The organism is Streptomyces sp. NPDC054863 (genome assembly GCF_053610825.1).
In genome coordinates, this window is record NZ_JBSGZD010000017.1 from 23,973 (window position 1) to 45,512 (window position 21,540).

Here is a 21,540-nt window from a genome sequence, read left to right on the forward strand (position 1 = left end):
CACCCTCGGGAGATGCATGGCGCACATGAAACCTCCACAGAAGCCACCCCACCCCACCGACCGGCAAATTCCGACTTCTTGTTCACGTGCTCAGGAATTGACAGGAGCGTGAATTCATGGCCTGGCGACCCGTTAACGACAGGAATTCCCTGAGGGCCTTCGGAATTGACAGGGGCTTCGCGATATGGCCTCGCCAACTCGCCGACAATGGGCGGCCGTTGAGGCTCGGCCGGGAATTGACAAGGGCGTGGCGATTACCTACGGTCCCCTCGCATCGCGCTTTTATCGATCACATCCGAGGGTATTCATGACCGCATCCCCAGAATTGCCGAAGTCCAGGCAGCAATTGATCCTTGCCGTTCTCATGGTGTGCTCGCTGCTGATCTGGCTGGACAACACCGTCCTGAGCATCACCTTGGAGACCCTCGCGGACCCGGTCCGTGGGCTGGATGCCGGTCCGGCCGAGCTTCAATGGGCCACCGGCTCGTACACCCTGGCCTTCGCCGCTTTGATGTTCACCGCAGGCGCACTGGGGGACCGCTTCGGTCACCGGACCGTGCTCGCCACCGGATTGGTGATATTCGCCGGATCCTCGGTGTGGGCGGCGTACGCAGGCGACGCAGGCCAACTGATTGCCGCTCGGGCCGCGATGGGCGTGGGCAGCGCCCTGATCATGCCCGCCAACCTGGCCATCCTCATGTGGACCTTCACCGGCCCCGCGCGGACGACCGCCATCGCCATTTCCTCGACGTCCGCCGGTGTCGGAATGGCGGCGGGACCGGTACTGGCGGGGCTGCTGCTCGACCATTTCTGGTGGGGCTCGGTCTTTCTGGTCAACGCTCCGGTCGTGGTGCTGGCGTTGGTCGGGATCGTCTTGCTGGTTCCGAATTTCCGCAGTCCCGTCCTGCGTCCGCTGGACCCGGCCGGGATGCTGCTGTCGATCAGCGGGCTCGCGGCATTGGCCTACGGGCTGATCCGTGCGGGGCAGGTGGCCGCCTGGGGGCGTGCGGACGTCTGGCTGCCGATCGCCGTCGGGCTGATCCTGCTGGCCGCCTTCGTACTCGTCGAGCTGCGCGTCAAGGCGCCCGGCTTCGATCCCCGACTGCTCGCGCAACGCGCCTTCGGCGGCGGCAACGCGGCGCTCGGACTGCTCCTCTTCGCCATCGCCGCCGTCACCTTCTACCACGCGTTCTATCTGCAGGGCGTACGCGGCTTCTCCCCGATGGAGGCGGGTCTGGCCAGTCTTCCGACCGCGCTCGGTGCGGTCCTCGGAGGGCCCCTCGGCGCGCGTCTGGTACGCCGCTGGTCGCTGCGGGCCGTCGCCGCACCGGCGCTCGTCGTGGCGGCGCTGACCATGGGCGCGTACGGGTTCCTCGGACTGCACACCCCGCTCGTCCGGATCGAGGTCCTGCTGCTCGTCCAGGGCCTTGCGATCGGCATGGTGATCGGCCCGGTGACGGCAGCACTGATCAGCTCCCTGCCGTTGGAACGGGCCGGTGCCGGGTCTGCCGTCACCAACACCGTGCGACAGACCGGCAGCGTGATCGGGATCGCGGTGGGCGGCACGATCATGTCGATCGTGTACCGGCGCGCGATCGAACCCTCGCTGAGCGAGGTACCCGGGCCGGTACAGGACCGGGCGCGGGTCTCCGCCGAACAGGCCCGGCACATCGCCACCACGACCGACCGGCCCGCTCTCGCGCACGCCGCCGATGACGCGTTCCTTCACGCCATGCACGTCGGCGCGGTCTGGATCATGCTGATCACGCTCCTCGGCGCAGCGGTGCTGACGATCGCCCTGCGTCCCGGACCGGACAGAAACAGGGACAGGGACAGGGACAGGGGTCGAGGGGGCAGCCGCTCAGCCGCTGGGGCGACCCCTCGCTCCGGGGCCGATGCGTGATCCGCTCACGAGGATGACGAAGTGCTTTGCTGCCGACGCCGCGTGTGCGTCCGCAGGGCGGCGGGGTGGTGAACTTCGACGATGAGGCGGTCTTCGCCGCGGTCGTCCATGTGCTGGTCAGCGGCTGTGCCTGGCGGGCCCTGCCGCCGTGATTCGGGGCATCGAAGGCGACCGTGCTCCGGCGGTCCGTCATCCGGTCGCGGGCCGGCCTGTGCGGTCGGCTGCACCGGAGAGTTCTCCCACTCCTGGACGAGCGGGGCCTGGTCGACCTGTCAAGGGCAGTGCTCGGCTCCGCCCGGGTGAGGCCGAAAAGGGGGGGCGAACTTCCAGGTCCGAGCCCCGTGGACCGAGGCAGGCCCGGTTCCAGGACGCACGTCCTGCCGGACGCGGACGGACCGCCCCTCCGCGTGGGACTCTCCGCACCAACCGCACAACCTGCGTGGTGGCGGCCGTCATCGTCCTTCACCACGCATCAACGTGAGGTGGGAAAGGGCTCAATGGGTACGTGAGATATTCCGTCCCGCACACTCATATCCACGGCCGTTCCGTGACACTTCGAAGCTCGACACTCCGAAGGATCACGGGCGGCCGTACCCCTTGTCAGGCAAACAAATTCCTTCAACAAGAAGTAATCTCGCCGAGAGAGACGCCCAGCTTAGGAACGCCAGGCGAACGAGGCGTTGTCGTTGTAGGTGTGGGTCAGCTTGTTGAAATAGGTCCCGGGTGCAGTGATGTCCACCGCCCCCTTCCAGCTGGAGTTCGAGAAAACGTGCCCCTTGTAAGTGGCGTGGTAGTTGCGCGCGGAAGCGGCGCCGTTCTTCACACCCTGACCGCTACCGTCACCAGTGCTCTTACAGAACGTGAGGGGCTGCGAGTCGTACGGCAGCAAGGAGGCACCCAGGTTCATGTGCGTGTAACCGACGTTGCGGAATGCTCCACCCAGCTTGGATTTGAAGTAGAACCTGAACTTGAACTTCGAATAGGGCGTGCACGCCTCCTCACTGAAGTAATTTTCTACTTCGCCGTAGTTGGACTGGGGGTATGCAAGCGAGGTCGCACCGTCGCCATTTTCATCCGCTACAGCGATGGACGGTGCGCTGATCAGCAGGACGGGCAGACCTGCTGCCACACCGAGAGTGCGTGTCAACCTGCACATGTGCAGCTTCATGAGACGTTCCACCTTAGGGTTGTTTTTCTGTGTTGCTTTTTGCTCTCCTACCGGTTCTCTTCAAGAGCTCGGTGGGAGTCTGTGGGGCCGTGGAGTACGGGACGTGCAGCGGGGGTGAAGGGTGCGAGCCTCAGTGGCGCAGGGAGCGAGGCGCCGGCCAGTCCGCAGAGCAGACCAGCCGGATGCGTCACCGCCTGACCGCTTAGGAACGCCAGGCGAACGAGGCGTTGTTGTTGTAGGTGTGAGTCAGCTTGTTGAAATAGGTCCCGGGCCCAGTGATATCCACTGCACCCTTCCAACCGGCATTGAAGAAGACGTGCCCCTTGTAAGTGGGGTGGTAGTTGCGCGCCGATGCAGCATTGTTCTTCGTGCTCCGGCCGCTACCGGCACCAGTATTCGCGCAGAAAAGCAGTGGCTGTTCGGCACCGGGTAGCCGTGCCGCCCCCAAGTTCATCTGCGTGTAACCGATATTGCGGAAGGACCCGCCAAGCTTTGAGTTGTGGTAGAACCTGAACTTGTATTTCGAATAGGGCGTGCACGCCTCAGCGTTGAAGAAGTTCTCTACTTCACCCTCATAGTAGTCTCCTTTTTCCGCTACAGCGGTAGACGGTGTGCTGAGCAGCAGGATTGGCAGAGCTGCTGCCAAGCCGAGTGTGCGCGCCAATTTGCGGGTGTGCGGCTTCAAGACGTTCCACCTTAAGGTGTCGTTTTGGGATTTCTTTTTGTGGCCCACCCGGTTCTCTGCAAGAGTCCGGTGGGAGTCAGTGACGCCGATGAATTCGGCGTGAGTGGGCAGCCCCGGGGTGCAGGCGGCAGGACTTGATGTCCGAGATCAGCGGCGCAGGGCTTCTGCAGGCGTGATGCGGGAGGCGCGCCAGGCCGGGTAGAGACCGGCCAGCAGCCCGGTGAAAAGCCCCAGCGCAGGGGCGGTGACCACAGCCAGGGGATGGATGACCGGGGTCCACTCCCGTACCAGCGATACGACGACGACGCTGATGGTGCCGAGTGAGGTGCCGACCAGTCCGCCGAGCAGACCTAGTGCTGCCGATTCCGAGAGGAACTGGAAGGTGATGTGTTTACCTCTGGCGCCGAGTGCACGGCGCAGTCCGATCTCTCCGGTGCGTTCCATGACGGCGACGAGGGTGGTGTTGGCGATGCCGACGGCGCCGATGACCAAGCACACGCCGGCCAGGACCAGGAAGAGCCGTCCGAGGTCGTCGCTGACCATCGAGCGCAGGGCTTTGGGGTCAGGGGGTGGGGTGGCTTTGAAGTACTCGGGGTGGTCGGGTCGCAGGGCCAGAGCGGCTTCGTCGGCGATCTGGGTGGCGGCACCGAGTTCGGTGGCGATCAGCATGCCGGCGCGTTCGTCGCTGGGCGGTCCCCAGACATGTTCGGCTGTGCCGCGCGGCACCATTACGGACATCAGCAGGTCGGGTTTGCGGTCGACGTCGTCGAGAATCCCGATCACCGTGAAGGGGACGTCGCCGATGAACACGGCGGGCTGTGTCTTGAGCGTGGTGATTCCCAGACGTGCTGCGGTGGAGCTTCCGAGCACGGCCACTTGTTGGCGCTTGTCGTCGTGGAAGGCGTCGAAGGTGCGGCCCTGTGCCATGTGTGGTCCCGCCGCGCGTAGGAGCCCGGGTGATACAGCGGTCACTTGGGTGCGGGCGGCTGCGTTGTCTGCGGTGTTGTTCGGGGTGGTGCTCACCGGCTGCTCGGCGCTGAGTCGTACCTTCCAGTGGATCCCGGCCGCCGTGACGCCGTTGAGTGCCTCGATCCGGGCATCCGCGTCCGTGGGAAATGCAAGGCGAACGTGGCCAGAATCGTCGCCGCCGGTGTCCGCCACCGAGACCTCGGTTGCGGTGAGTTCGCTGAAGTGGGTGTCGATCTGGGAGGTAGCCGTGGCCGTGAGGCCGAGTACGGCGATGAATGCGCCGACGCCCAGGACCGTTCCGAGGGCGGTCAGCGCGGAGCGGGCGGGACGTTGCAGTACGCCTGCCAGGGCTTCGGCCAGCAGGTCACGCCAGGACATGGAAGACCCAGCGAGGGTGCGGGCAGGGCGACGTCGTCTCTTCCCCGAGGGAGCGAGTGCGTGGTTCATGTACGCGCCAAAGGTGGTGTTCCAGTGCTCAGTACCCCGTCGCGGATGGTCACGGTGCGCTGACCGCGTGCGGCTACCTGCCTGTCGTGGGTGATCACCATGATGGTCATGCCGCTCTGGTTCAGCTTGTCGAGCAGATCGAGGATGGCGCCGGCTGTTTCGGTGTCCAGATTTCCCGTGGGTTCGTCGCACAGCAGTAGGGACGGCTGGGCGGCCAACGCGCGGGCGATGGCGACGCGTTGGCGTTCGCCACCCGAGAGCCGGGTGGGCAGTGCATCGACGCGGTGCGCCAGGCCGACCCGGTGCAGTGCTTCCTCTGCCCGCTGGGCTCGGGCTTTGCGCGGGACACGGCCGTAGACCATGGACAGCTCCACGTTCTCCCGGGCGCTGCGGTGGGACAGCAGCTGAAAGGCCTGGAAGACGAAGCCGATCCGGGAGCCGCGCAGACCGGTGCGCTGCGTGTCCTTGACGGCTTGGGTGTCGATGCCGTCCAAGAGGTAGCGTCCCGTGGTCGGTGTATCGAGCAGGCCCGCCACGTTGAGGAATGACGACTTGCCCGACCCTGACGGACCTACGACCGTGACGTACTCACCGTGCCGGATGATCAGATCGCAGAGTTTGAGCGCCTCCACCGGGGGCGGCCCGGGATAGGTGAGGCTGATGCCGCGGAATTCGATGACCGGGGCAGAATGCGGATGTCCTGTCACCGTGGCTCCCGGGCGGCAGGGCGGGTATCGGTGCCGACGATGACGGAGGAACCCGCACGGAGCCTGCCGTCGCCCCTGACCGTGATCTCTACGTATCCGTCACCGGACATGCCGGTACGGACCTCCACGCGGCGTTGCTGCCCCGGGGCGTCTTGTACTGAGACGGTCGTACGTCCGTCGGCTCCGGTGGAAATGGCTGACGAAGGCACGACGAGTACCTTGCCTTTCGAGGAGGCGGCCGTGATGGTCAGCCGGACGTCCTGGCCGACGAATTCCTTGGGCAGTGACCTGTCCGGTGTGATGCGCACGGTGTAGCGCTCGGCGGCCTGCTCTTCTCCCTTGCGCTGCTCTGCAGGGGTCTTGCTCACGGCCGTGACGGAACCCGATGCGGTCTTGCCAGTGACCTCGGACAGGATCTGCACCTTCTGCCCGGTACGGACGAGGTCCTTTTCGTGGAGCGCGAGGCTTCCCTCGACGACCGTGTCCCCTGCGCTCAGCGTCAGGAGCTTGTCTCCGGGCGCCGCACCGACCGCGGCGGTCACGGATTCGGCTTTGGCCGCCGCCGCATCGAGGTACACCACTTCCGCCGCCGGAACGGATGCCCCTGGTTCACCTGAGCTGTGCTGCTGGGTGGGCCTGCGCGCGGCATCCCCCTTGGCGGGCTTGCTCGGCGAATCCGCAGGCGGGCTCTGGCCGGCGCCAGGGGCCGGTTCGTAACCGATCGACTTGTAGAAGGCACGGACCGCTGCCTGTGTGCCAGTACCGAAATAGCCCTGTCGGTCCCCGCCCCGTCCGTGGCCGAGCGCGGCGAGCGCCCGCTGCAACTGGGCCACGTCATCTCCTCGCAGGCCCCGCTGCAGATCCCGGTAGGCGGGCAACGCACCCTTGAGCGTGAAGATCGGGCGGCCGGAGACCTCCACGAGCACTGTCCCGAACGGCACTGTGTCGCCCGCCTTGACCTTGACCTTTGTGATTACCGCGCGGGCCGCACCCTCGCCGCCTGCTCCGTCACCGGCGACGTCCACCATCTGAGAGGCTGTCACCTTCCCGCGGGTAATCAGGCTCATGGCCAGCACCCGCTGCTGCACCGGCGCGGTCAGTGTGTCCGGCGCAGGCGGTGCCGTCTCGGCCGCGACCTGGGCCGGGGACCGAATGAGGGAAGCGGCTCCCACACCGCCCGCGGCCATGACCACGGCACCGGCCACCGCCATCAGCAGCAGCCGACGGCGCCGGGCCATGCCGGACGTGCGCGACCTCCGGGCAGACCCACTGGCACGTGCCGGTGAGCTGCTCCCGCCCACACGCCCGTCAGCAGCATTGCCCGCAGAGAGGTCGTTGCCGCCCTGAGGGTGTTCCGGCGCTGTCCCCGGTTCAGGGTTCGGGATGTTCTTCGTCATCGGATCGCAGGCCTATCGGGTCCGGGCGAGGACGCTCGCCGTCTTCTTCACCGCTGCGTCCATGTCCTTCTTCGTCTTGTCCAGGGATTCGGCCTTCTTCTCGATCTCCTTGCTCTGCAGCGCCGACTCGGCCTCGAACCAGATCGTGGCGACCTTGGTGCGCTCGCGGCACCCGATGTCCGCCGTGGCAGTCGCGATTTCCTGTCGCGTCACCTCGTTCGAGCTGAACTGCGGGTCGTCACTGGCGTCGAGAGGTTCCTTGTAGGCGTAGCCGCTCTCCTTCATGCATGCCGACCACCGAGCGAAGGCCTTGATGACGGCCGGTTCCTTCTTCGACCGCAAGAACGCCTCGTTGGCGATGTCCTGAGGCAGCGTGGACATGTGCGAGCCGTCTCCCTGCACCTGACGGGCGGCCTCGCCGGTACAGCCGCCGGCCGGGACGTCCTTGCCGCCGGCCTTGTTCACCTGACCGCTGAGTACTTTCGACTCGATGCTGTCGCCCGGTGTCTCGTCCACGGCCCCGGCTTCCATTGCCTTGTTATAGGCAGCCTGTTCGTCGGCTGCCGGCCTGTATCCGCGCTCCTTGGCCAAGTCGCCGTCGTGGATGCCGTAGCGCCAGTCCGTCAATGTCTTGGGGCCCATCGCGGGAAGGTCGGGAGCAGGCTTCCACCGGAACCCGAATCGTTCCATGCAGTCCTCGGTCAGCATGGCCTGCGCCTTGCTGAGCTGTTCTTGATCAGTGGCGGACAGCATGTAGGACTCGACCGGAAGCTTCCACGTCGCAGGGTCCCTCTCATCGAACCCCGCCCCGCTGACGGACGTTCCCGAGGCTCCATCATCTCCGGTCAGCATGCCGGAGCAGGCGGTGAGAACCAGAACAGCACTGGTAGCCAGGCAGAACTTACCTGCGCGGAGAACAGACATCTAAAACACCTTCTGGGGAAATGAGAGTGAACATAAGGAAGTCGAGGTCAGTGACTGTCTCGCACGGATGACTGTCTCGCACGGATCTGAAACCCTGGGGCAGCTCATGCGGGATGACCTGAATTGAAGTTCAGCCCTGAGGGGAGAAGAAGTAAGGCCCTCGCGTGGCGTCTCCTGAAAGGAGACCCCGCCCCAGACGACTCTGGCACATTACGTGATTGAACTTGGCAATTCCACCTCGTGCGACCAGCTCACATGCCAGTTCTGCGCTCACCGGATATTCCTCAAGAGCCTTGCACAAAACGTCTCGTGGGACCGAAGACACCCGGCTCTGACAGCGAGCCACATGAGAATCACGGTGCAGATCCGGATCCGGGCGTCATCAACTCCCGTACCCATATGGAACTTTCTCGGAGTGGGCAGGACTCAGGAGGGGCGTGACAGAAAGCAGAAACAAGGCGGCCCACCCCGGCATACAGCGGATGAGCGAGCTGATCGCCAACGCGCGCACAGCAACCGCGCCGCCGGCCGGGTAAGTCGGCGGACAGGCAGTAATGCTGATCCGGCATCACACACGTCGCCGTTGTCGCCGACCTGTCGCCAGAGCGAGCAGGCCAGGAACAGCGGTTCTCCGTCGATCCACCAGCAGCAGAGTCGCTAAATTAAGTTGCAACTGTCTTAGCACGGATGACTAGCAGGATGACAGGGAGACCGACAAACAGGAAGGCCAACAGCCAGCCGGTCTTTGCCGTGGTCCTTTTGGCGACCCTTACACACAGCAGGAGCGCGAGCGGAACGTAGATGTAGAAGGCGATGAAGGCTATGTAGAGGAAACCCATGCAAGATTCTCCGTTGACGTAGAAGGGGGGAGGGCCGGAGCAGGCCGTCTCCTCCCCCCATTCTTGGCTAGATCACCTGGCGCCCAGCCCGGTCAGCGGGTGAGGTTTTCGGTGAACTTGATCTCTGCCTCGTCACAGTGCACCACACTGTCCGGCCGGTTTCCGGGGGTGTCACCGAATATCGGAACCGGGGCATCCGTGCGCCACGGATTGCCGCCGCTGCCGCGGTGGAACGCATCGCAACTGGCGTAGGCGTTGCCCTTGGGAGCGGTGGCAGGGAAGTTGGAGAAGTTCCTCCAGTCCCCACCACTGACCCGACGGTTCGACTTACCGCCAAGATTGTCCGTCAGCTGGTCGTCGATGTACAGGTAGAGATCAGGCATGTAGGACTGGAAGACGATACCGTTGGACGGCTTTGCATCTTCATTCTTCTGCAGGTGCGTGGGTTTCACGGTGCCGTCGGCGCAGAAGGCTGCGGCGATGTCCTGCCAGATCGGAGGAGCGTTGCCGATAACGGAACCGCTCATGTTGTTCAACGAACCGGTGTTCTTGAAGAACATCGAGTAGACGTCGCCGGCGAACCGTTTGACCGCAGGGTTCGTCTCCGGGCTCGCATCTACCTTGTCCAGCCACGCCTTCACGTTGTCGTTCACTGACTTCTGGCCGATCATTGCACGGTATCCGTGCACACCGCCGCCGACGGCGCGAAAGTCCACGCATTGCTTGGCCTCGTCGAGCCGCGCGGCTCGGAAGTGAGGGAAGTACGCCTGCCCAGGAGTGTTGCCGTCCGTGTAAGGGTGCGAGGTATAGACGTTGCCGTATTCCAGTGCATCCTGCGTGGTGTAGTCGATGTCTGGCGCAAGGATTCCGTAGTCCGCCTCGATCGCCTTGATGACCTTCGTGACGAAGTGAGGGAGGTGAGCGTTTCCGACGCGGGCGCTGTAGTTCGATCCCACGCTGCCGTCAACGATCTTTCCGTCCTCGCCGACGACGAACGTCACGTTCACATCGGACTTGATCTTGTAGCTGTTCGGGTCCTTGTACGCCTCGGATGCCGGCTTGGACGAATCGGGACGGTCGTTGGACATGGCCATCCACCGAGGGATCGACATCCCCGGGGCGGACCCGTCTGCGCGCGGCACCCACCCGCCTGCCTTGATGTCCTTGGCCCACCGGTCGGCCTCGTCCCACGTCTTCTGCCCAGTGCAGCCCTTGGCTGCCTTCGCCGCCGGACAGCGCGATTCCCCGGACATACCGCGGTCTTCACCTGACCCGGGGTCATTCCAAGCGGGGCCGCGGTAGGCAAGGCCCATGCCCCAGTCGTAGAGCGACTTCATCGATCGGACGGGGGTTTTGAGCTCTGGCGACACAGGCCAGTTGGAGTTCAGTTCCTGGTTCGGGTCGAAGATCGCAGCCGCTGTCAGGGAGCGGTGGACGAACTTGCCCTTGATCGGCTTGAACGCCACCGAGTTCCAGGCGACGTCGCGGTCGGCAGTGCCCTTCTTCGAGTAGTTCGACAGTGTCACCTTCGGCGTTGAGGTGAACTTGTACGCACCGAGCGACACCCACTGGCCGTTGTTCGCGTCCTGGCTGACGTAACGCTCGTACGGGCCGCCGGACGCACCGCTGATGACGTACTTCGCGTCCCGGGTCTGTGCCCCGGTGTCGGGGATGTACGCATAGACGGCGGCGAGGTCGTACTTCTTGCCCGCAGTCCACTCGCCCTCAATGGTCATCCGGTTCCCCTCACCGCCGAGGTGGTCCTCGTCACGGGTGTGGGTGTACCAGAAATGGCCGCCGTGCCCGCCGCCTATCGAATACAGGTCGGCCTTGGCCTCGTAATGCTTGTCCCAGTCAGGGTGAAAGGTGAACTGGAACGAGCCCGTCGATGTCGCCTTCCCGCACGTTGACCACGTCTCGGTGCCGGTGGGGATGGAGGTGACGACGTCCGACCCCGCGGGCGCAGTGCCGCATACCGGCTCGCCGTTCTTCAGCCGGTAGCCGTTGCCGGGCTCAGAGCGCAGGGTGGCGTACTTGATGTTCTCGTTACCGCATGTCTGGTCGCAGTCGGGTTTCCACGTCACGTTCTCCTGGTTCCACCAGAACTGCCGGTAGCAGGCTTCGTCGGGGCAGTCGATCGGGTTGGCTGCGTTGCAGTTGTTCTTCTCGTTGCAGAAGGCGTCGATCGAAGGGCTCACGCGAGAGCGCTGCGCAATGGTGGTCCACCAGGCGGGCCGGAATCCGGCCGTGGAGAACCCGGCATCGCCCTTCCAGTCCTGGCGGCCGTCGGTGCCGTAGGAGAAACCGGCATCGATGGAATGGGCGGCCCAGCCCATCACCTTCATCTGGTACGGCCAGTCCTGCGGGCGCGCCGCGTCGCGGATGTAGTTCGGGTTGAGGCTGGTGTCCATGAACGGGTGGTCCCAGGCACCCTTCTTGTACATGGGGTTGGCGGGGTTGTTGTACCAGCCCAGGCCCCAGCGTCCGCCGTTCTTGCCGGCCTCCGACTTGGGGTTGAAGCCGAGGTTGTAGTTCCAGGCGGCCGTGAACCAGTTCTCCACGCGGGCGGGGTCGTCGTTGTTGACCGTGATCTTCTGCCCGGGCGCGTGCACCTCGTTCCACTTGTCGGCGAGGATCTTCAGGGAGGCTGCGATGTTGGAGGCGTAGTCGATCGCGATGAGCTTCTGCAGCTTCGGATCGGTGCTGCTGGTTTCCTCCTTCTTCTCATGCCCCGCCAGGCGCATGCCGTCGGTGACCTGGCCCACGCCGTAACCGCAGTCCGACTTCTCCCAGTTGATGCGCCAGTAGCCCAGCAGGGTGTCCTTGGTGCTGTGGCCGTAGTAGCCGTCCACGGCGGCGAGGGGGTTGCCCATCTGGCCCGGGACCGCGCCGGATTCGGCCTGCCACAGGTTGGACTCCTGCGCCAGGATGCCGAGCAGGACGTTGACGGGGATACGGCCGCCGCCGTTGAGCGTGGGGCGGGGGAACAGGCCCTGCGGGTCGATCGTGCCGAGCCCTGCCTGGCTGCGGTAGCCGCCCTGGCGTATCCAGTTGCCGCGCAGCTCGCCCCGCACAGCCATGCCCACCGCCCACTCGACCTGGTTGGGCGTCGGCTGCAATGCCTGGGCATCCATGTCGTTGCGGGAGACGGAGCACCAGCGGTCGGTGTCACGCGGGTCGTGGGAGACGGCTCCGGCAGCCGCCGGAGCGCTCGCCAACTTCCGGGGCTTGGTGTCGCCGGTCAGCGCGGGGGACAGGCCGCTGCCGGTGCTCTGCTGTGGTGCGGCGACCTGCTGCTTGACCTCCTCGCCGGTCGTCGTGACGGTCGACTTGACGGTCAGCGTGCTGTCGTTCGTCGTCCCGGGAGCCGTCCCGGAGCGCGAACGCACCCCCGCCTCGGGCTCGTTGGCCTTGTCGAAGCCCTTCCCGGCCGCCTGGATGCGGGTCAGCCCGGCGCGGACGCCGGGAGTGAGGACGGGGGCGACGGCGAGGTGGCCGTGGGAAGAGATGTCGGTGTCGGCCGGCGCGTCGAGCTGGGTGATTCCGCTCCCCCGGACCTTGACGTTCTGGGGGCTGCCGGTGAGGAAGACGCGGCCCTGCGTGCCGGGCACCAGGTCGAGGTCTCCGAGAGGTCCGGTGGCGACGGTGAGCGGCTTGCCGCTGCCGCCGTACACCTTTGCCTGCGCCGTCTTGGTGGCCTTGCGGTCCACGAAGCCGACCCGGCCATTTGCCATGGGGCTGATGTCGAAGGGGACGCTGTCGCCCTTGGCGAGTTGGCGGACCTTCCCCTTGCCGTTGATGTGGACGAGATCGCGGCCGAGACCGGCGACCACACCGTCCTTCACCGGTGCTGCCGAGGACACCTGTCCGCGCAGCTCCCCCGTCGTGGCAACCGTCTTGCCGGCCGTGTCCACGGTGATCACCTGTGTCTTCACCTGTGCCACGTCGTTCATGTCGCGGTACTGGGTGAAGGCAGCGGTGTGTGTCGTGGTGTTGCAGGTGGGGTCGAAGTAGGCGAGCGTGGCCGTGAACGGAAGCTTCGTCACCTCACCCGTCTTGGTGTTCACGATCGCCGTGAACGCGCCGCCCTGCATCAGGTGGGGCTTGTTCGTGAACGCACGCGGGGCATAGACGGCCGCGACATGGGATTCGTCCATGACGCACTGGTTACCGATCCAGGAGTCGGCGGGCAGCCCAGGCTCTGACAGCGCCGCGACCGTCTTCCACGCGTAGGCCTTCGCCTCGTCCGCGACGAGAATCTTGAAGGCCTTCGCGTCGGCCGCACCGGTCACGGCTCGGTCCCTGGAGGCCTTCCAGCCCTTGCCCAGCTTCTGGTCCGGACTGTCCACACCCGCGGAATCGGCAGGGGGCGCAACGTCTTTGGCAGCGGGGGCCGGCGCGGCAGCCGCTGGTACGGCTTGGAGCAAGCCGCCGGTCAAGGCCGCGCAGACAGCCACAGCGGCTCCCTGTATGCGTGTCCGTCTGATGGAACTCAAGAGAAACTTCCCCGTATCTCATTGATGGAACCCCGCCACGGCGGCAGGGGAAAACCCGACCTGTACTGGATCCGGGCCAGATGCCAGGTCGAAGACTGGAAAGAGGAACGACCGCGAGGAAAACCGCCATCGGCCCCGCCTACCTGCGGGGGCGGCGGTTGTGGGAATGAAGCGGGGCCGGGGTGTGGCAGCGGCTGCACGTGTACTGCCGGCCGAGAACCCAGAGCGCGAAAACAGCCCTCTGACCCGGCGCAGCCCCAACTGCCAATAAGCACGCGATGACAGAACACGAAGGCCCCACTGAATGCTGGGCCACGCTTCTTCGAGATGCCGACGAGCTAGCGCACCAAGCAGAGCTGCCTACCACTGCGGGCACCATTGATACAGGCTCACAGAAAGCTGCAACACCTACAGGGATGCGAGTGTCGATAGCTGCGCCCCTGCGTATCATGCAGAGTTCTCCGTATGTACAGCACAGGAGCGAGCACAATCACCTGTGGCACGAGAACCAACAGCCCCATTACTTCTTCCCCCGCGCGAATTGCTCTTCCCCGTACGACCCTGGTTGGTCTGTCCCAGGCCCGGACGGCACCGAACGTTACGCGACTGAAGTCGCCCCTTCCACCTCTCTCAATGCCCATCGCAATCACTGGGCGGCCACTGAGAATTCGTCAGGAAGGTTGCATAAGACACCTCGTAGGCGCTCCGCGCGTTCCCGCCTGACGACGAACCTTTGGTACTGGCAGTACGACGTCCGGGTTCGACTATCTCCGCATGGCGTCAACTTCAGCCGCCAGGCGTCGACTTCAACAGGTCAATGGAATGCGGCAAATCAGCACGAGGCGGAACAGTTGCATTGCAGCCCCCGTCCCATTGAGATTCAGGACGCACTCCATCGAAGGTGCCCGAGCGTCGCCGCAACTAGACTCAGTTCGTAATACATCCGCAACACTCACCGCGTGGAGCATGCCGGTAGAGGGGGCCGACGAGCCCGTTCAGGGTGGCCTTCCCGAGAACGACCGACCTTCCGCACCCACCCCCTCGGGACCACGCTGGTCCATGGCGAGGGGGGCGGTCCGTCCGCGTCCGACAGGACGTGCGTCCTGGAACCGGGCCTGCCTCGGTCCACGGGGCTCGGACCTGGAAGTTCGCCCCCCTTCTTCGGCCCTCACCCGGAGGGCCCGCCAGGCACAGCCGCTGACCAGCACATGGACGACCGCGGCGAAGACCGCCTCATCGTCGAGTGTTCACCCCCCCCCACCGGCCCCTCCCTATGACCAGCCCACCACTCAACTGACCGTGCAGAACACGGTCTTAAGACGGATGGGCGAAGCCTTCGCCTCGCACCGCGCCGTGAGCCGCCGTACGGTCAGGCCTTCGCCGTGGCTCTGGCGGGTCCGATCGAGCGCGTCAGCAGTAAGTCCGTTGCAGAGATGACCCGGCTCGATGGTGCAGTGTGACCGGATCTGGCAGACGAATCATTTCCGTTGGACAGCGCAGGCGCGCAGCGAGGCGAGCAGTCCGCTCAGGGCGGGGGTGGCCGGTGCGGATTCCCGCACGGCCGCCCAGATCGAGCGGACCGGCTCCGGATTACGGATCTTGCGTACGAACACGCCGGGATGCCGGCTGCCGATCCCCAGCCGGGGGATCACGCCGATGCCGAGCCCGGCGGCGATGAAGCCCTGCGCCGTGGCATGGTCCTCGCTGTCCACCACGAAATCGGGAGTGAAGCCGGCCGCACCGCAGGCCTTGAGTACCGGTTCCAGGCAGGGGCCAGGACGGTCGCTGGCGATCCACGGCTCATCGGCGAGATCGGCCAGCTCAAGCACCCGCTTCCCGGCCAGCCGATGGCCCTTGGGCAGCACAGCGTCATAGCTGTCGTCGAGCAGATGTACGAGGCGGATGCCCTCAACAGCCACCCGCTCCCGCGCCCGGACCACGAGTGCCAGATCGGCCGTGCCCTCCCGCACTTCCGGCAGCGGGTCGTGCGGATCGCTCAGCTTCAGCTCGACCTGCACGCCCGGCTGCTCGCGGCGCAGCTCCGCCAGCGCGGGAGCCAGCAGCGGGGCCCCGGCCGTGGCGAAATAGCGGACCGCGACCCGTCCCGTGCGCCCCTCCCGGAGGCCGGCCAGCGCGGTCTCCGCCTCCGCGACCTGCTGGCCGATGGCCGCGGCGTAATCGGTGAGCAGCCTCCCGGCATCCGTCGGCCGTACGCCCCGCCCGGTCCGCTCCAGCAGCGCGATGCCGGCCTCGCGCTCCAGCACGGCCATCTGCTGGCTGACGGCCGAGGGCGTGTAGCCGAGATTCCGGGCAGCCGCGGAGACCGACCCGCTGGTGACCACGGCTCTCAGTACCTGCATACGTCGCACATCAAGCATGTAGCTGAGCTTAACCCTTCCTGAAGATCTCTTCGCTTGTCTTATGGGTGGGCCCGGGACACCGTGAGGGAAACACCCTCACCAGGAGGCGACCGTGCGCAGTGGCCGAAGCGGCACCCATCTCCGCATGGCCGTCCTTGCCCTGCTCTGGGGCTCGGGCTTCCTCCTGATCAAGGTCGCGCTCAACGGCGGCCTGGCCCCGCTGCACATCACCGTCATCCGCTGTGCCCTCGGCACCGGCGTGCTGCTGGTCCTGGCCCGCGCCGCGCGCCAGCGGATGCCGCGCGAGCGCCGGGTCTGGGGGCATCTCGTGACGGCTGCCTTCTTCTGCAACGCGCTGCCGTTCTTCCTCTTCAGCCTCGGTTCGCGGCACGTCGACTCCGGGGTGGCCGGCGTCCTCAACGCCACGACCCCTCTGTGGTCGCTGCTGATCGGCCTCGGCCTCGGTACGGACCGTGGGCGGGGCCCGCGGCGCCTGAGCGGGCTGCTGATCGGCTTCGCCGGCCTGCTGCTGATCTTCGCGCCCTGGCAGCAGTCGGGGCCGGCCAGCGGGGGCGCCCTGATCCTGCTCGGGGCGGGGGCCAGCTATGCCGTCGCCTTCGCCTACATGGCCCGCTTCCTCAGCCTGCGAGGCTCCTCACCGCTTGCCCTCTCCGCGGCTCAGCTGCTCATGGCGACGGGCCTGACCACGCTCGCGCTGCCCGCCGGACCGGCGGCCCCGGCAGGTCCCAGCCTCAGCGCGGTGATCGCCGTCATCGTCCTCGGCATCTTCGGCACCGGGATCACCTTCCATCTCAACTCCCAGATCATCGCGACCGAGGGCCCCACGGCGGCCGCCACCGTCGGCTATCTGCTGCCGGTCGTCTCGCTCGCGCTGGGCGCACTCGTCCTTGACGAGCAACTGAGCGCGCGGATCGTCGCGGGGATGGCCGTGGTACTCCTCGGCGTCGGGCTCAGCCGCAGCCAGGGGCCCGAGGCCGCCCGCGAAGCCAACCACCGAATGAACGGATCATGCGACCCAACTCCCCCTGGCAGCAACGCGACTTCCGCACCCTCTTCACCGCCACCACACTCAGCCAGCTAGGCACGAACATCGGCTATGTGGCCATCCCGTTGCTCGCCGTCTCCGCGCTGAATGCCGGCCCCGGGCAGGTCGGCGCTCTCGCCACCCTGAGCACGCTCGCCTTCCTGCTCATCGGCCTGCCCGCCGGAGCGTGGGTGGACCGGATGCGCCATCGGCGGGTCCTGATCGCCGCGGATCTGGCGCGAGCCGTACTGCTCGCCTCCGTCCCGCTGGCCTGGTCGCTGGACGCGCTCACCCTCGGACAGCTGTACGCGGTCGTGCTGCTGAACGGCTGCGCCACGGTCTTCTTCGACGTCGGCTCGCAGAGCGTGCTGCCGCAACTGGTCCGCCGCGACGGCCTCGTACAGGCGAATGCCGCCGTGATGACCCTGATAGCCACCGCCAATGTGGCCGGACGCGGAGCCGGCGGCGGGCTCGTCCAACTACTCACTGCGCCGGCGGTGATTGCCGTGACCGCCGTGAGCCATCTGGCCTCGGCCCTGCGGCTGACCGCCATCGGCCGTGCGCCGGCGCCTCCGCGGCCGGAGCAGCCTGTTCGACTGGCCGCGCAGATCAGGGAAGGGCTGTGGCACGTACTCGGAAACCGGGAGCTGCGGGCGCTCGCCTTCTCCGCTTCCCTCACCAACCTCGGCTCCGCGATGGTCAACACGATGCTTCCGGTCCTCTTCGTTCGTGAACTCGGTCTCCCGGAGAGCGTGCTGGGCCTGTTCTGGGCGGCGGGCGGCGTCGGTCTCCTGCTGGGAGCCCGCTGCGCCCGGCCCTTCGCCGCCCGTCTCGGCTACGGCCGCTCGCTCGGCCTGCTCGGCCTGGTCCTGGCCCCCGCGGGACTGCTCGTGCCGCTCGTCGACCGCGGTCCCGGGCTGTGGCTGGCAGGGACGGGATGGCTGCTGGTCATGTTCAAGACCGGCATGAACAACGTGCTCGGCGTCAGCCTGCGCCAGCAGATGACCGCGGATTCGCTGCTGGGCCGCATGAACGCAACCTTCCGCTTCCTGCTCACCGGGGCCCTGGCCATCGGCTCGGCCATAGCGGGCCTGATCGGCGAGGTGGCCTCGGTGCACGCAGCACTCTGGGCAGGTGGCGCCTTCCTGACAGCGGCGTTCCTGCCGATCTGCCTCTCTCCGGTGCGCAGGCGGAGCGAACTGCCGCAGCAGGAGACGTCCATCGGGATCCGGGCAGGGAAGTCCTAGCCCCGCTTCTTTCCCCTGTTGCTCAAGCTCGGGCGCCGGTGGACGTCGTGACCATGCGGGTGGCTGTCTTGGCGTGGCAACCGAGGGCCTTCGCGATGACCGGGGCCTGGGCTTGGAGGACGAGCTGTCGGATTGCGGAGGTCCTGCCGCGCTGCGGCGGGACGCCGGTCTCGCGCAACGGCCCCTCTGAAGCCGCTCCCGTCAGGTCCCCCGGGACGTCCGCCTCTCGCGTCGGCGTTCCAGGCTCCTGGTGAGGTGGTCGGCCATCGACTCGGCCGCCCGCTCCGGGCCCTGCGGGGTGAGGAGTTCGGTCGCCCGGTAGCCGGCCGGGGAACGCTTGGTGACCAGGCCGTCGGACTCCAGCCGGGCCAGGGCCTCGCGCACCGGGGTGGGCGAGACCCGGAGCGTACGGGCGGGGGATTCGATGCCGACGCGGGCGCCGGGCTCTGTCCGGTGGTCCATGACCATCGCCTTGGCGGCCTCGTGGACGCTGTCGGCCAGTACTTGGCGCTCGCTCATGGGGCTTTGTCCCAGGTGCAGTTGATCGCCGAGAATCGCCTCATTCCATGAGGAAGACCTGCTCCGCAGCTGCCCACCACTCGCCGTCGCGGGCTTCCGGCACGCGTTCCTGGCAGGGGTCGGTGAGCTTCCACCACTCCTGGGTCGCCGGGTCTTCGGCCAGCACGGCGAGGTCGGCGGCGAGGTCGGCGCCGTGGTACTCGAAGTAGCTGAAGAGCCGGTCGCCGAGCAGGTGGATCGAGTAGTTGGCGATGTGGCTGGCGCGCAGCCGGGCGAGGACCGGTTCGGGCACCGCCGCGTGCAACTCCCGGTACTCGGCGAGCTTCTCGGGCCTGACCCTGATGACTTGTGCGATCCGCTCCATGCAAGATCACCTCCCGCTCCGGAACGTATAGGAAAAGTACGGATACGGCGAGAGGCTGCCGAGGAATCAGGTCCAAGGGGTGGGCTCCTGGCCCGTACTCACCACGGGCCTCAGCTCGCGCTGATTTCCTGGAGGGCTGCTGCCCGGAGCGCCGGGCCCGGCGTCCCGTTTCCCCGTCCCGGACCGCGTAATCGACCCGCCCGGGGATACCCGCACTCCATGGCCGACAACGAGAACCGCCCCGCGCAGGAAGAGCAGGAAGAGCAGGAAGAGCAGGAAGAATCCCGCCGTCCGGGACCGGTCGACGACCCCACCGACCTCCCCAGCCGTTCCTGGTGGGCTGTCCTGCGTCGTACCGGCAAGGAGTTCCTGGAGGACGAGCTGCCCGACAGGGCCGCCTCGCTCACCTATTACGGAGTGCTCTCCGTCTTTCCCGCCGTGCTCGTCCTGGTCTCGCTCCTCGGCGTGATCGGCGAGTCCGCGACGAAGACCGTGCTGGACAACGTGCAGAGCCTCGCCCCCGGCGCGGTGAAGGACATCCTCACGCAGGCCGTCGAGCAGCTGCGGAACAGTGGCGGTACGAGCGGAGTCGTCGCGATCGTCGGTCTGCTGGCGGCGGTGTGGTCGGCGTCGGCGTACGTGGGGGCCTTCATACGGACGTCGAACGCGATCTACGACATGCCGGAGGGGCGTCCGGTGTGGAAGGTGACCCCGTTGCGGGTGGGGCTGACCGTGCTGATGATGCTGCTCCTCGCGCTGAGTGCGGTGATCGTGGTGCTCACCGGCTCCGTGGCAGCCTGGGTGGGCGAGGCCATGGGGCTGGGCGAGGAGGCCGTGACGGTCTGGTCGATCGCGAAGTGGCCGGTGCTGCTGTTGCTGGTGGTGCTGATGATCGCGCTGCTGTTCTGGTCGGCGCCGAATGTGCGCGGGCGCGGGTTCCGCTGGGTGAGTCCGGGAAGCGTGCTGGCCGTACTGCTGTGGCTGGCCGCTTCCGGGGGCTTCGCGCTCTACGTCGCGAATTTCGGCTCGTACAACAAGACGTACGGGGCCCTCGCGGGCGTGATCATCTTCCTGGTGTGGCTGTGGCTGTCGAATCTGGCGATCCTGCTGGGGCTGGAGTTCGACGCCGAGCTGGCCCGGCAGCGGGCGATCAGCGCCGGGCTTCCGGTGAGCGAGGAGCCGTACGTGGAGCCGCGCGACACCCAGAAGTGGCCGGCCAGGCTGCGCAGGGACCGGAAGCGGAAGCAGGCCGACCAGTCCGGCCTGTGAGCCCGGTTACCTGCACGATGGGCGTTTTGGTGAGTTTCGTTACGTTCCCTACGTATGACACACATATGGGATCCGTAGCTTCGTGGGTGTCAGCAGGACACCGCAGGACACCGCACGAAGAACATGGAGCGCCATTCCCATGAGCATCAGCCGCAGCACCTTCCGCACCGCCGCCGTCGCCACCGGAGTGACTGTGGCCTTCGCCCTCCCGATGGGTGCCGCCTTCGCGGACGACGGAGCCCCCACGCCCAAGGACGACACGGTCAGCACCCCCGACAAGGGCGACCGGAACAAGGGCGACGAGGACGGGCAGAAGGACAAGACTCCTCAGCCGTCCTTCGTCCGCTCCGTGAAGCTGGTCGACGGCTCCACCGCCAAGATCTACAAGACCGGCGAGAACTCCTACAAGGCCGTCGTGACGGCCAACGGCGCCGAGGTCGGCACCCTCGTCAGCACCGACGGGAAGCCTGCCAAGGGTGAGCTGAACGGAATGTTCGTGGTGTTGAACCCGGACGGCAACGTCGTGTCCTGGATCAGCCCGGTGGACAAGCCGAAGCCCCGGCCGAAGCCGACGCCCCAGCCGCACAAGGACACGCACACGCACGCGAACCACCCGCACACGAACCACCCGCACAAGCAGATACCGCCCGTGCAGCCCGCGCCCGACCAGCACAAGGTCCTCCCCAAGGGCGGCGTCAAGGCCGGCGCGGAGAACGTCTCCGCCACCTCCGGCGCACCCGACGCCACCCTCCTCGCGGCCGGCGGCGGTCTGGCCGCCGCCGGTGCGGCCGGCCTCGGCTTCGCGGTCCTGCGCCGCCGCGGCCCGCAGGGCTGAACCGGATCAGCCGCGCCGCCTGAGGTAGACCCCCCAGGTCACCACCAGGCACAGCACGTAGTACGCGAGGAACGCCAGGTACGCCGCGTCGCCCGTCCCTTCCGTGAGGAAGGACTGCCGGAACGCGATGTTCACCAGCACCCCGCCCAACGCGCCCACCGCGCCCGCGATGCCGATCACGGCGCTCGCCCGGCGGCGGGAGCGGTTCCCGGCCTCGACCGGGTCCGCCCCCGCCGCCGTTTCGCGTTCCGCCTTCGTGTGGAAGATCCCGGGGATCATCTTGTACGTGGAGCCGTTGCCGACCCCCGAGAAGAGGAAGAGGGCGACGAAGCCGGTCAGGAACAGCGGCAGCGACCCCGCCCGCGA

The 21,540-nt window shown here is 66.6% G+C and carries 14 protein-coding genes and 4 pseudogenes; 6 read left to right on the forward strand and 12 right to left on the reverse strand.

The genetic code is table 11. The features are described 5' to 3' along the window. The first annotated feature begins 247 nt into the window (after positions 1 to 247). A complete protein-coding gene (locus ACWGIG_RS05930) occupies positions 248 to 1,903 on the forward strand; it encodes an MFS transporter (RefSeq protein WP_453320296.1) in 1,656 nt (551 codons plus the stop codon). A gap of 26 nt (positions 1,904 to 1,929) precedes the next feature. Then, a pseudogene (locus tag ACWGIG_RS05935) lies at positions 1,930 to 2,325 on the forward strand (transposase); the annotation flags it as partial. A 233-nt stretch (positions 2,326 to 2,558) separates the two neighbouring features. Here the strand turns inward: ACWGIG_RS05935 and ACWGIG_RS05940 are convergent. The 9 genes and pseudogenes from ACWGIG_RS05940 to ACWGIG_RS05980 form a co-directional block, all read right to left on the reverse strand. Then, positions 2,559 to 3,071: a hypothetical protein gene (locus tag ACWGIG_RS05940; protein WP_453320297.1), complete on the reverse strand. Its 513-nt coding sequence runs from the start codon at positions 3,069 to 3,071 to the stop codon at positions 2,559 to 2,561. A 202-nt stretch (positions 3,072 to 3,273) separates the two neighbouring features. Then, positions 3,274 to 3,756, reverse strand: coding sequence for a hypothetical protein (locus ACWGIG_RS05945; RefSeq protein WP_453320298.1), 483 nt, complete (start codon positions 3,754 to 3,756; stop codon positions 3,274 to 3,276). A gap of 147 nt (positions 3,757 to 3,903) precedes the next feature. After that, the gene (locus ACWGIG_RS05950) at positions 3,904 to 5,103 is read right to left on the reverse strand and encodes an ABC transporter permease (protein ID WP_453320299.1); all 1,200 of its coding nucleotides are present in this window, start codon (positions 5,101 to 5,103) and stop codon (positions 3,904 to 3,906) included. A gap of 65 nt (positions 5,104 to 5,168) precedes the next feature. Then, positions 5,169 to 5,879 (reverse strand): ABC transporter ATP-binding protein, encoded by a 711-nt coding sequence (locus tag ACWGIG_RS05955; protein WP_453320300.1) that lies wholly within the window; start codon positions 5,877 to 5,879, stop codon positions 5,169 to 5,171. Then, positions 5,876 to 6,967 (reverse strand): peptidoglycan-binding protein, encoded by a 1,092-nt coding sequence (locus ACWGIG_RS05960; protein WP_453320301.1) that lies wholly within the window; start codon positions 6,965 to 6,967, stop codon positions 5,876 to 5,878. The genes ACWGIG_RS05955 and ACWGIG_RS05960 overlap by 4 nt, the downstream gene beginning before the upstream one ends. Positions 6,968 to 7,288: 321 nt before the next feature. Then, positions 7,289 to 8,200: a hypothetical protein gene (locus ACWGIG_RS05965; protein WP_453320302.1), complete on the reverse strand. Its 912-nt coding sequence runs from the start codon at positions 8,198 to 8,200 to the stop codon at positions 7,289 to 7,291. A 931-nt stretch (positions 8,201 to 9,131) separates the two neighbouring features. Then, complete coding sequence (locus ACWGIG_RS05970) at positions 9,132 to 13,388, reverse strand: golvesin C-terminal-like domain-containing protein (RefSeq protein ID WP_453320303.1); 4,257 nt, start codon at positions 13,386 to 13,388, stop codon at positions 9,132 to 9,134. 1,216 nt (positions 13,389 to 14,604) lie between these two features. After that, positions 14,605 to 14,697 (reverse strand): annotated as a pseudogene (locus ACWGIG_RS05975) (IS5/IS1182 family transposase); the annotation flags it as partial. A 316-nt stretch (positions 14,698 to 15,013) separates the two neighbouring features. Further along, a complete protein-coding gene (locus ACWGIG_RS05980) occupies positions 15,014 to 15,913 on the reverse strand; it encodes a LysR family transcriptional regulator (RefSeq protein WP_453320304.1) in 900 nt (299 codons plus the stop codon). A 127-nt stretch (positions 15,914 to 16,040) separates the two neighbouring features. Between ACWGIG_RS05980 and ACWGIG_RS05985 the strand changes: the two genes are divergently transcribed. Next, on the forward strand, positions 16,041 to 16,997 hold the full coding sequence (locus ACWGIG_RS05985; RefSeq protein WP_453320320.1) for a DMT family transporter: 957 nt from the start codon (positions 16,041 to 16,043) through the stop codon (positions 16,995 to 16,997). After that, complete coding sequence (locus ACWGIG_RS05990) at positions 16,925 to 18,187, forward strand: MFS transporter (protein ID WP_453320305.1); 1,263 nt, start codon at positions 16,925 to 16,927, stop codon at positions 18,185 to 18,187. The genes ACWGIG_RS05985 and ACWGIG_RS05990 overlap by 73 nt, the downstream gene beginning before the upstream one ends. 270 nt (positions 18,188 to 18,457) lie before the next feature. Here the strand turns inward: ACWGIG_RS05990 and ACWGIG_RS05995 are convergent. Together ACWGIG_RS05995 and ACWGIG_RS06000 are read right to left on the reverse strand one after the other, a co-directional pair. Continuing rightward, a pseudogene (locus ACWGIG_RS05995) lies at positions 18,458 to 18,706 on the reverse strand (GntR family transcriptional regulator); the annotation flags it as partial. A gap of 40 nt (positions 18,707 to 18,746) precedes the next feature. Then, positions 18,747 to 19,070 (reverse strand): L-rhamnose mutarotase, encoded by a 324-nt coding sequence (locus ACWGIG_RS06000; RefSeq protein ID WP_453320306.1) that lies wholly within the window; start codon positions 19,068 to 19,070, stop codon positions 18,747 to 18,749. Positions 19,071 to 19,289: 219 nt separating this feature from the next. Here ACWGIG_RS06000 and ACWGIG_RS06005 point away from each other — a divergent pair, with 219 nt between their 5' ends. Together ACWGIG_RS06005 and ACWGIG_RS06010 are read left to right on the forward strand one after the other, a co-directional pair. Further along, the gene (locus ACWGIG_RS06005; RefSeq protein WP_453320307.1) at positions 19,290 to 20,339 is read left to right on the forward strand and encodes a YihY/virulence factor BrkB family protein; all 1,050 of its coding nucleotides are present in this window, start codon (positions 19,290 to 19,292) and stop codon (positions 20,337 to 20,339) included. Between the two features lie 139 nt (positions 20,340 to 20,478). Continuing rightward, positions 20,479 to 21,174 carry a hypothetical protein gene (locus ACWGIG_RS06010; protein WP_453320308.1) on the forward strand — a complete coding sequence of 232 codons (696 nt, stop codon included), beginning with the start codon at positions 20,479 to 20,481 and terminating at the stop codon, positions 21,172 to 21,174. 6 nt (positions 21,175 to 21,180) lie between these two features. Here ACWGIG_RS06010 and ACWGIG_RS06015 read toward each other — a convergent pair. Next, a pseudogene (locus ACWGIG_RS06015) lies at positions 21,181 to 21,540 on the reverse strand (MFS transporter); the annotation flags it as partial.

Bases quoted from the DNA above. Each gene is read 5' to 3' on its own strand.
- ACWGIG_RS06005 (WP_453320307.1), top strand. From the start codon at position 19,290: ATGGCCGACAACGAGAACCGCCCCGCGCAGGAAGAGCAGGAAGAGCAG.
- ACWGIG_RS05965 (WP_453320302.1), bottom strand. From the start codon at position 8,200: ATGTCTGTTCTCCGCGCAGGTAAGTTCTGCCTGGCTACCAGTGCTGTT.
- ACWGIG_RS06010 (WP_453320308.1), top strand. From the start codon at position 20,479: ATGAGCATCAGCCGCAGCACCTTCCGCACCGCCGCCGTCGCCACCGGA.
- ACWGIG_RS05950 (WP_453320299.1), bottom strand. From the start codon at position 5,103: ATGTCCTGGCGTGACCTGCTGGCCGAAGCCCTGGCAGGCGTACTGCAA.
- ACWGIG_RS05940 (WP_453320297.1), bottom strand. From the start codon at position 3,071: ATGAAGCTGCACATGTGCAGGTTGACACGCACTCTCGGTGTGGCAGCA.
- ACWGIG_RS05990 (WP_453320305.1), top strand. From the start codon at position 16,925: ATGCGACCCAACTCCCCCTGGCAGCAACGCGACTTCCGCACCCTCTTC.
- ACWGIG_RS05980 (WP_453320304.1), bottom strand. From the start codon at position 15,913: ATGCTTGATGTGCGACGTATGCAGGTACTGAGAGCCGTGGTCACCAGC.
- ACWGIG_RS05985 (WP_453320320.1), top strand. From the start codon at position 16,041: ATGGCCGTCCTTGCCCTGCTCTGGGGCTCGGGCTTCCTCCTGATCAAG.
- ACWGIG_RS06000 (WP_453320306.1), bottom strand. From the start codon at position 19,070: ATGGAGCGGATCGCACAAGTCATCAGGGTCAGGCCCGAGAAGCTCGCC.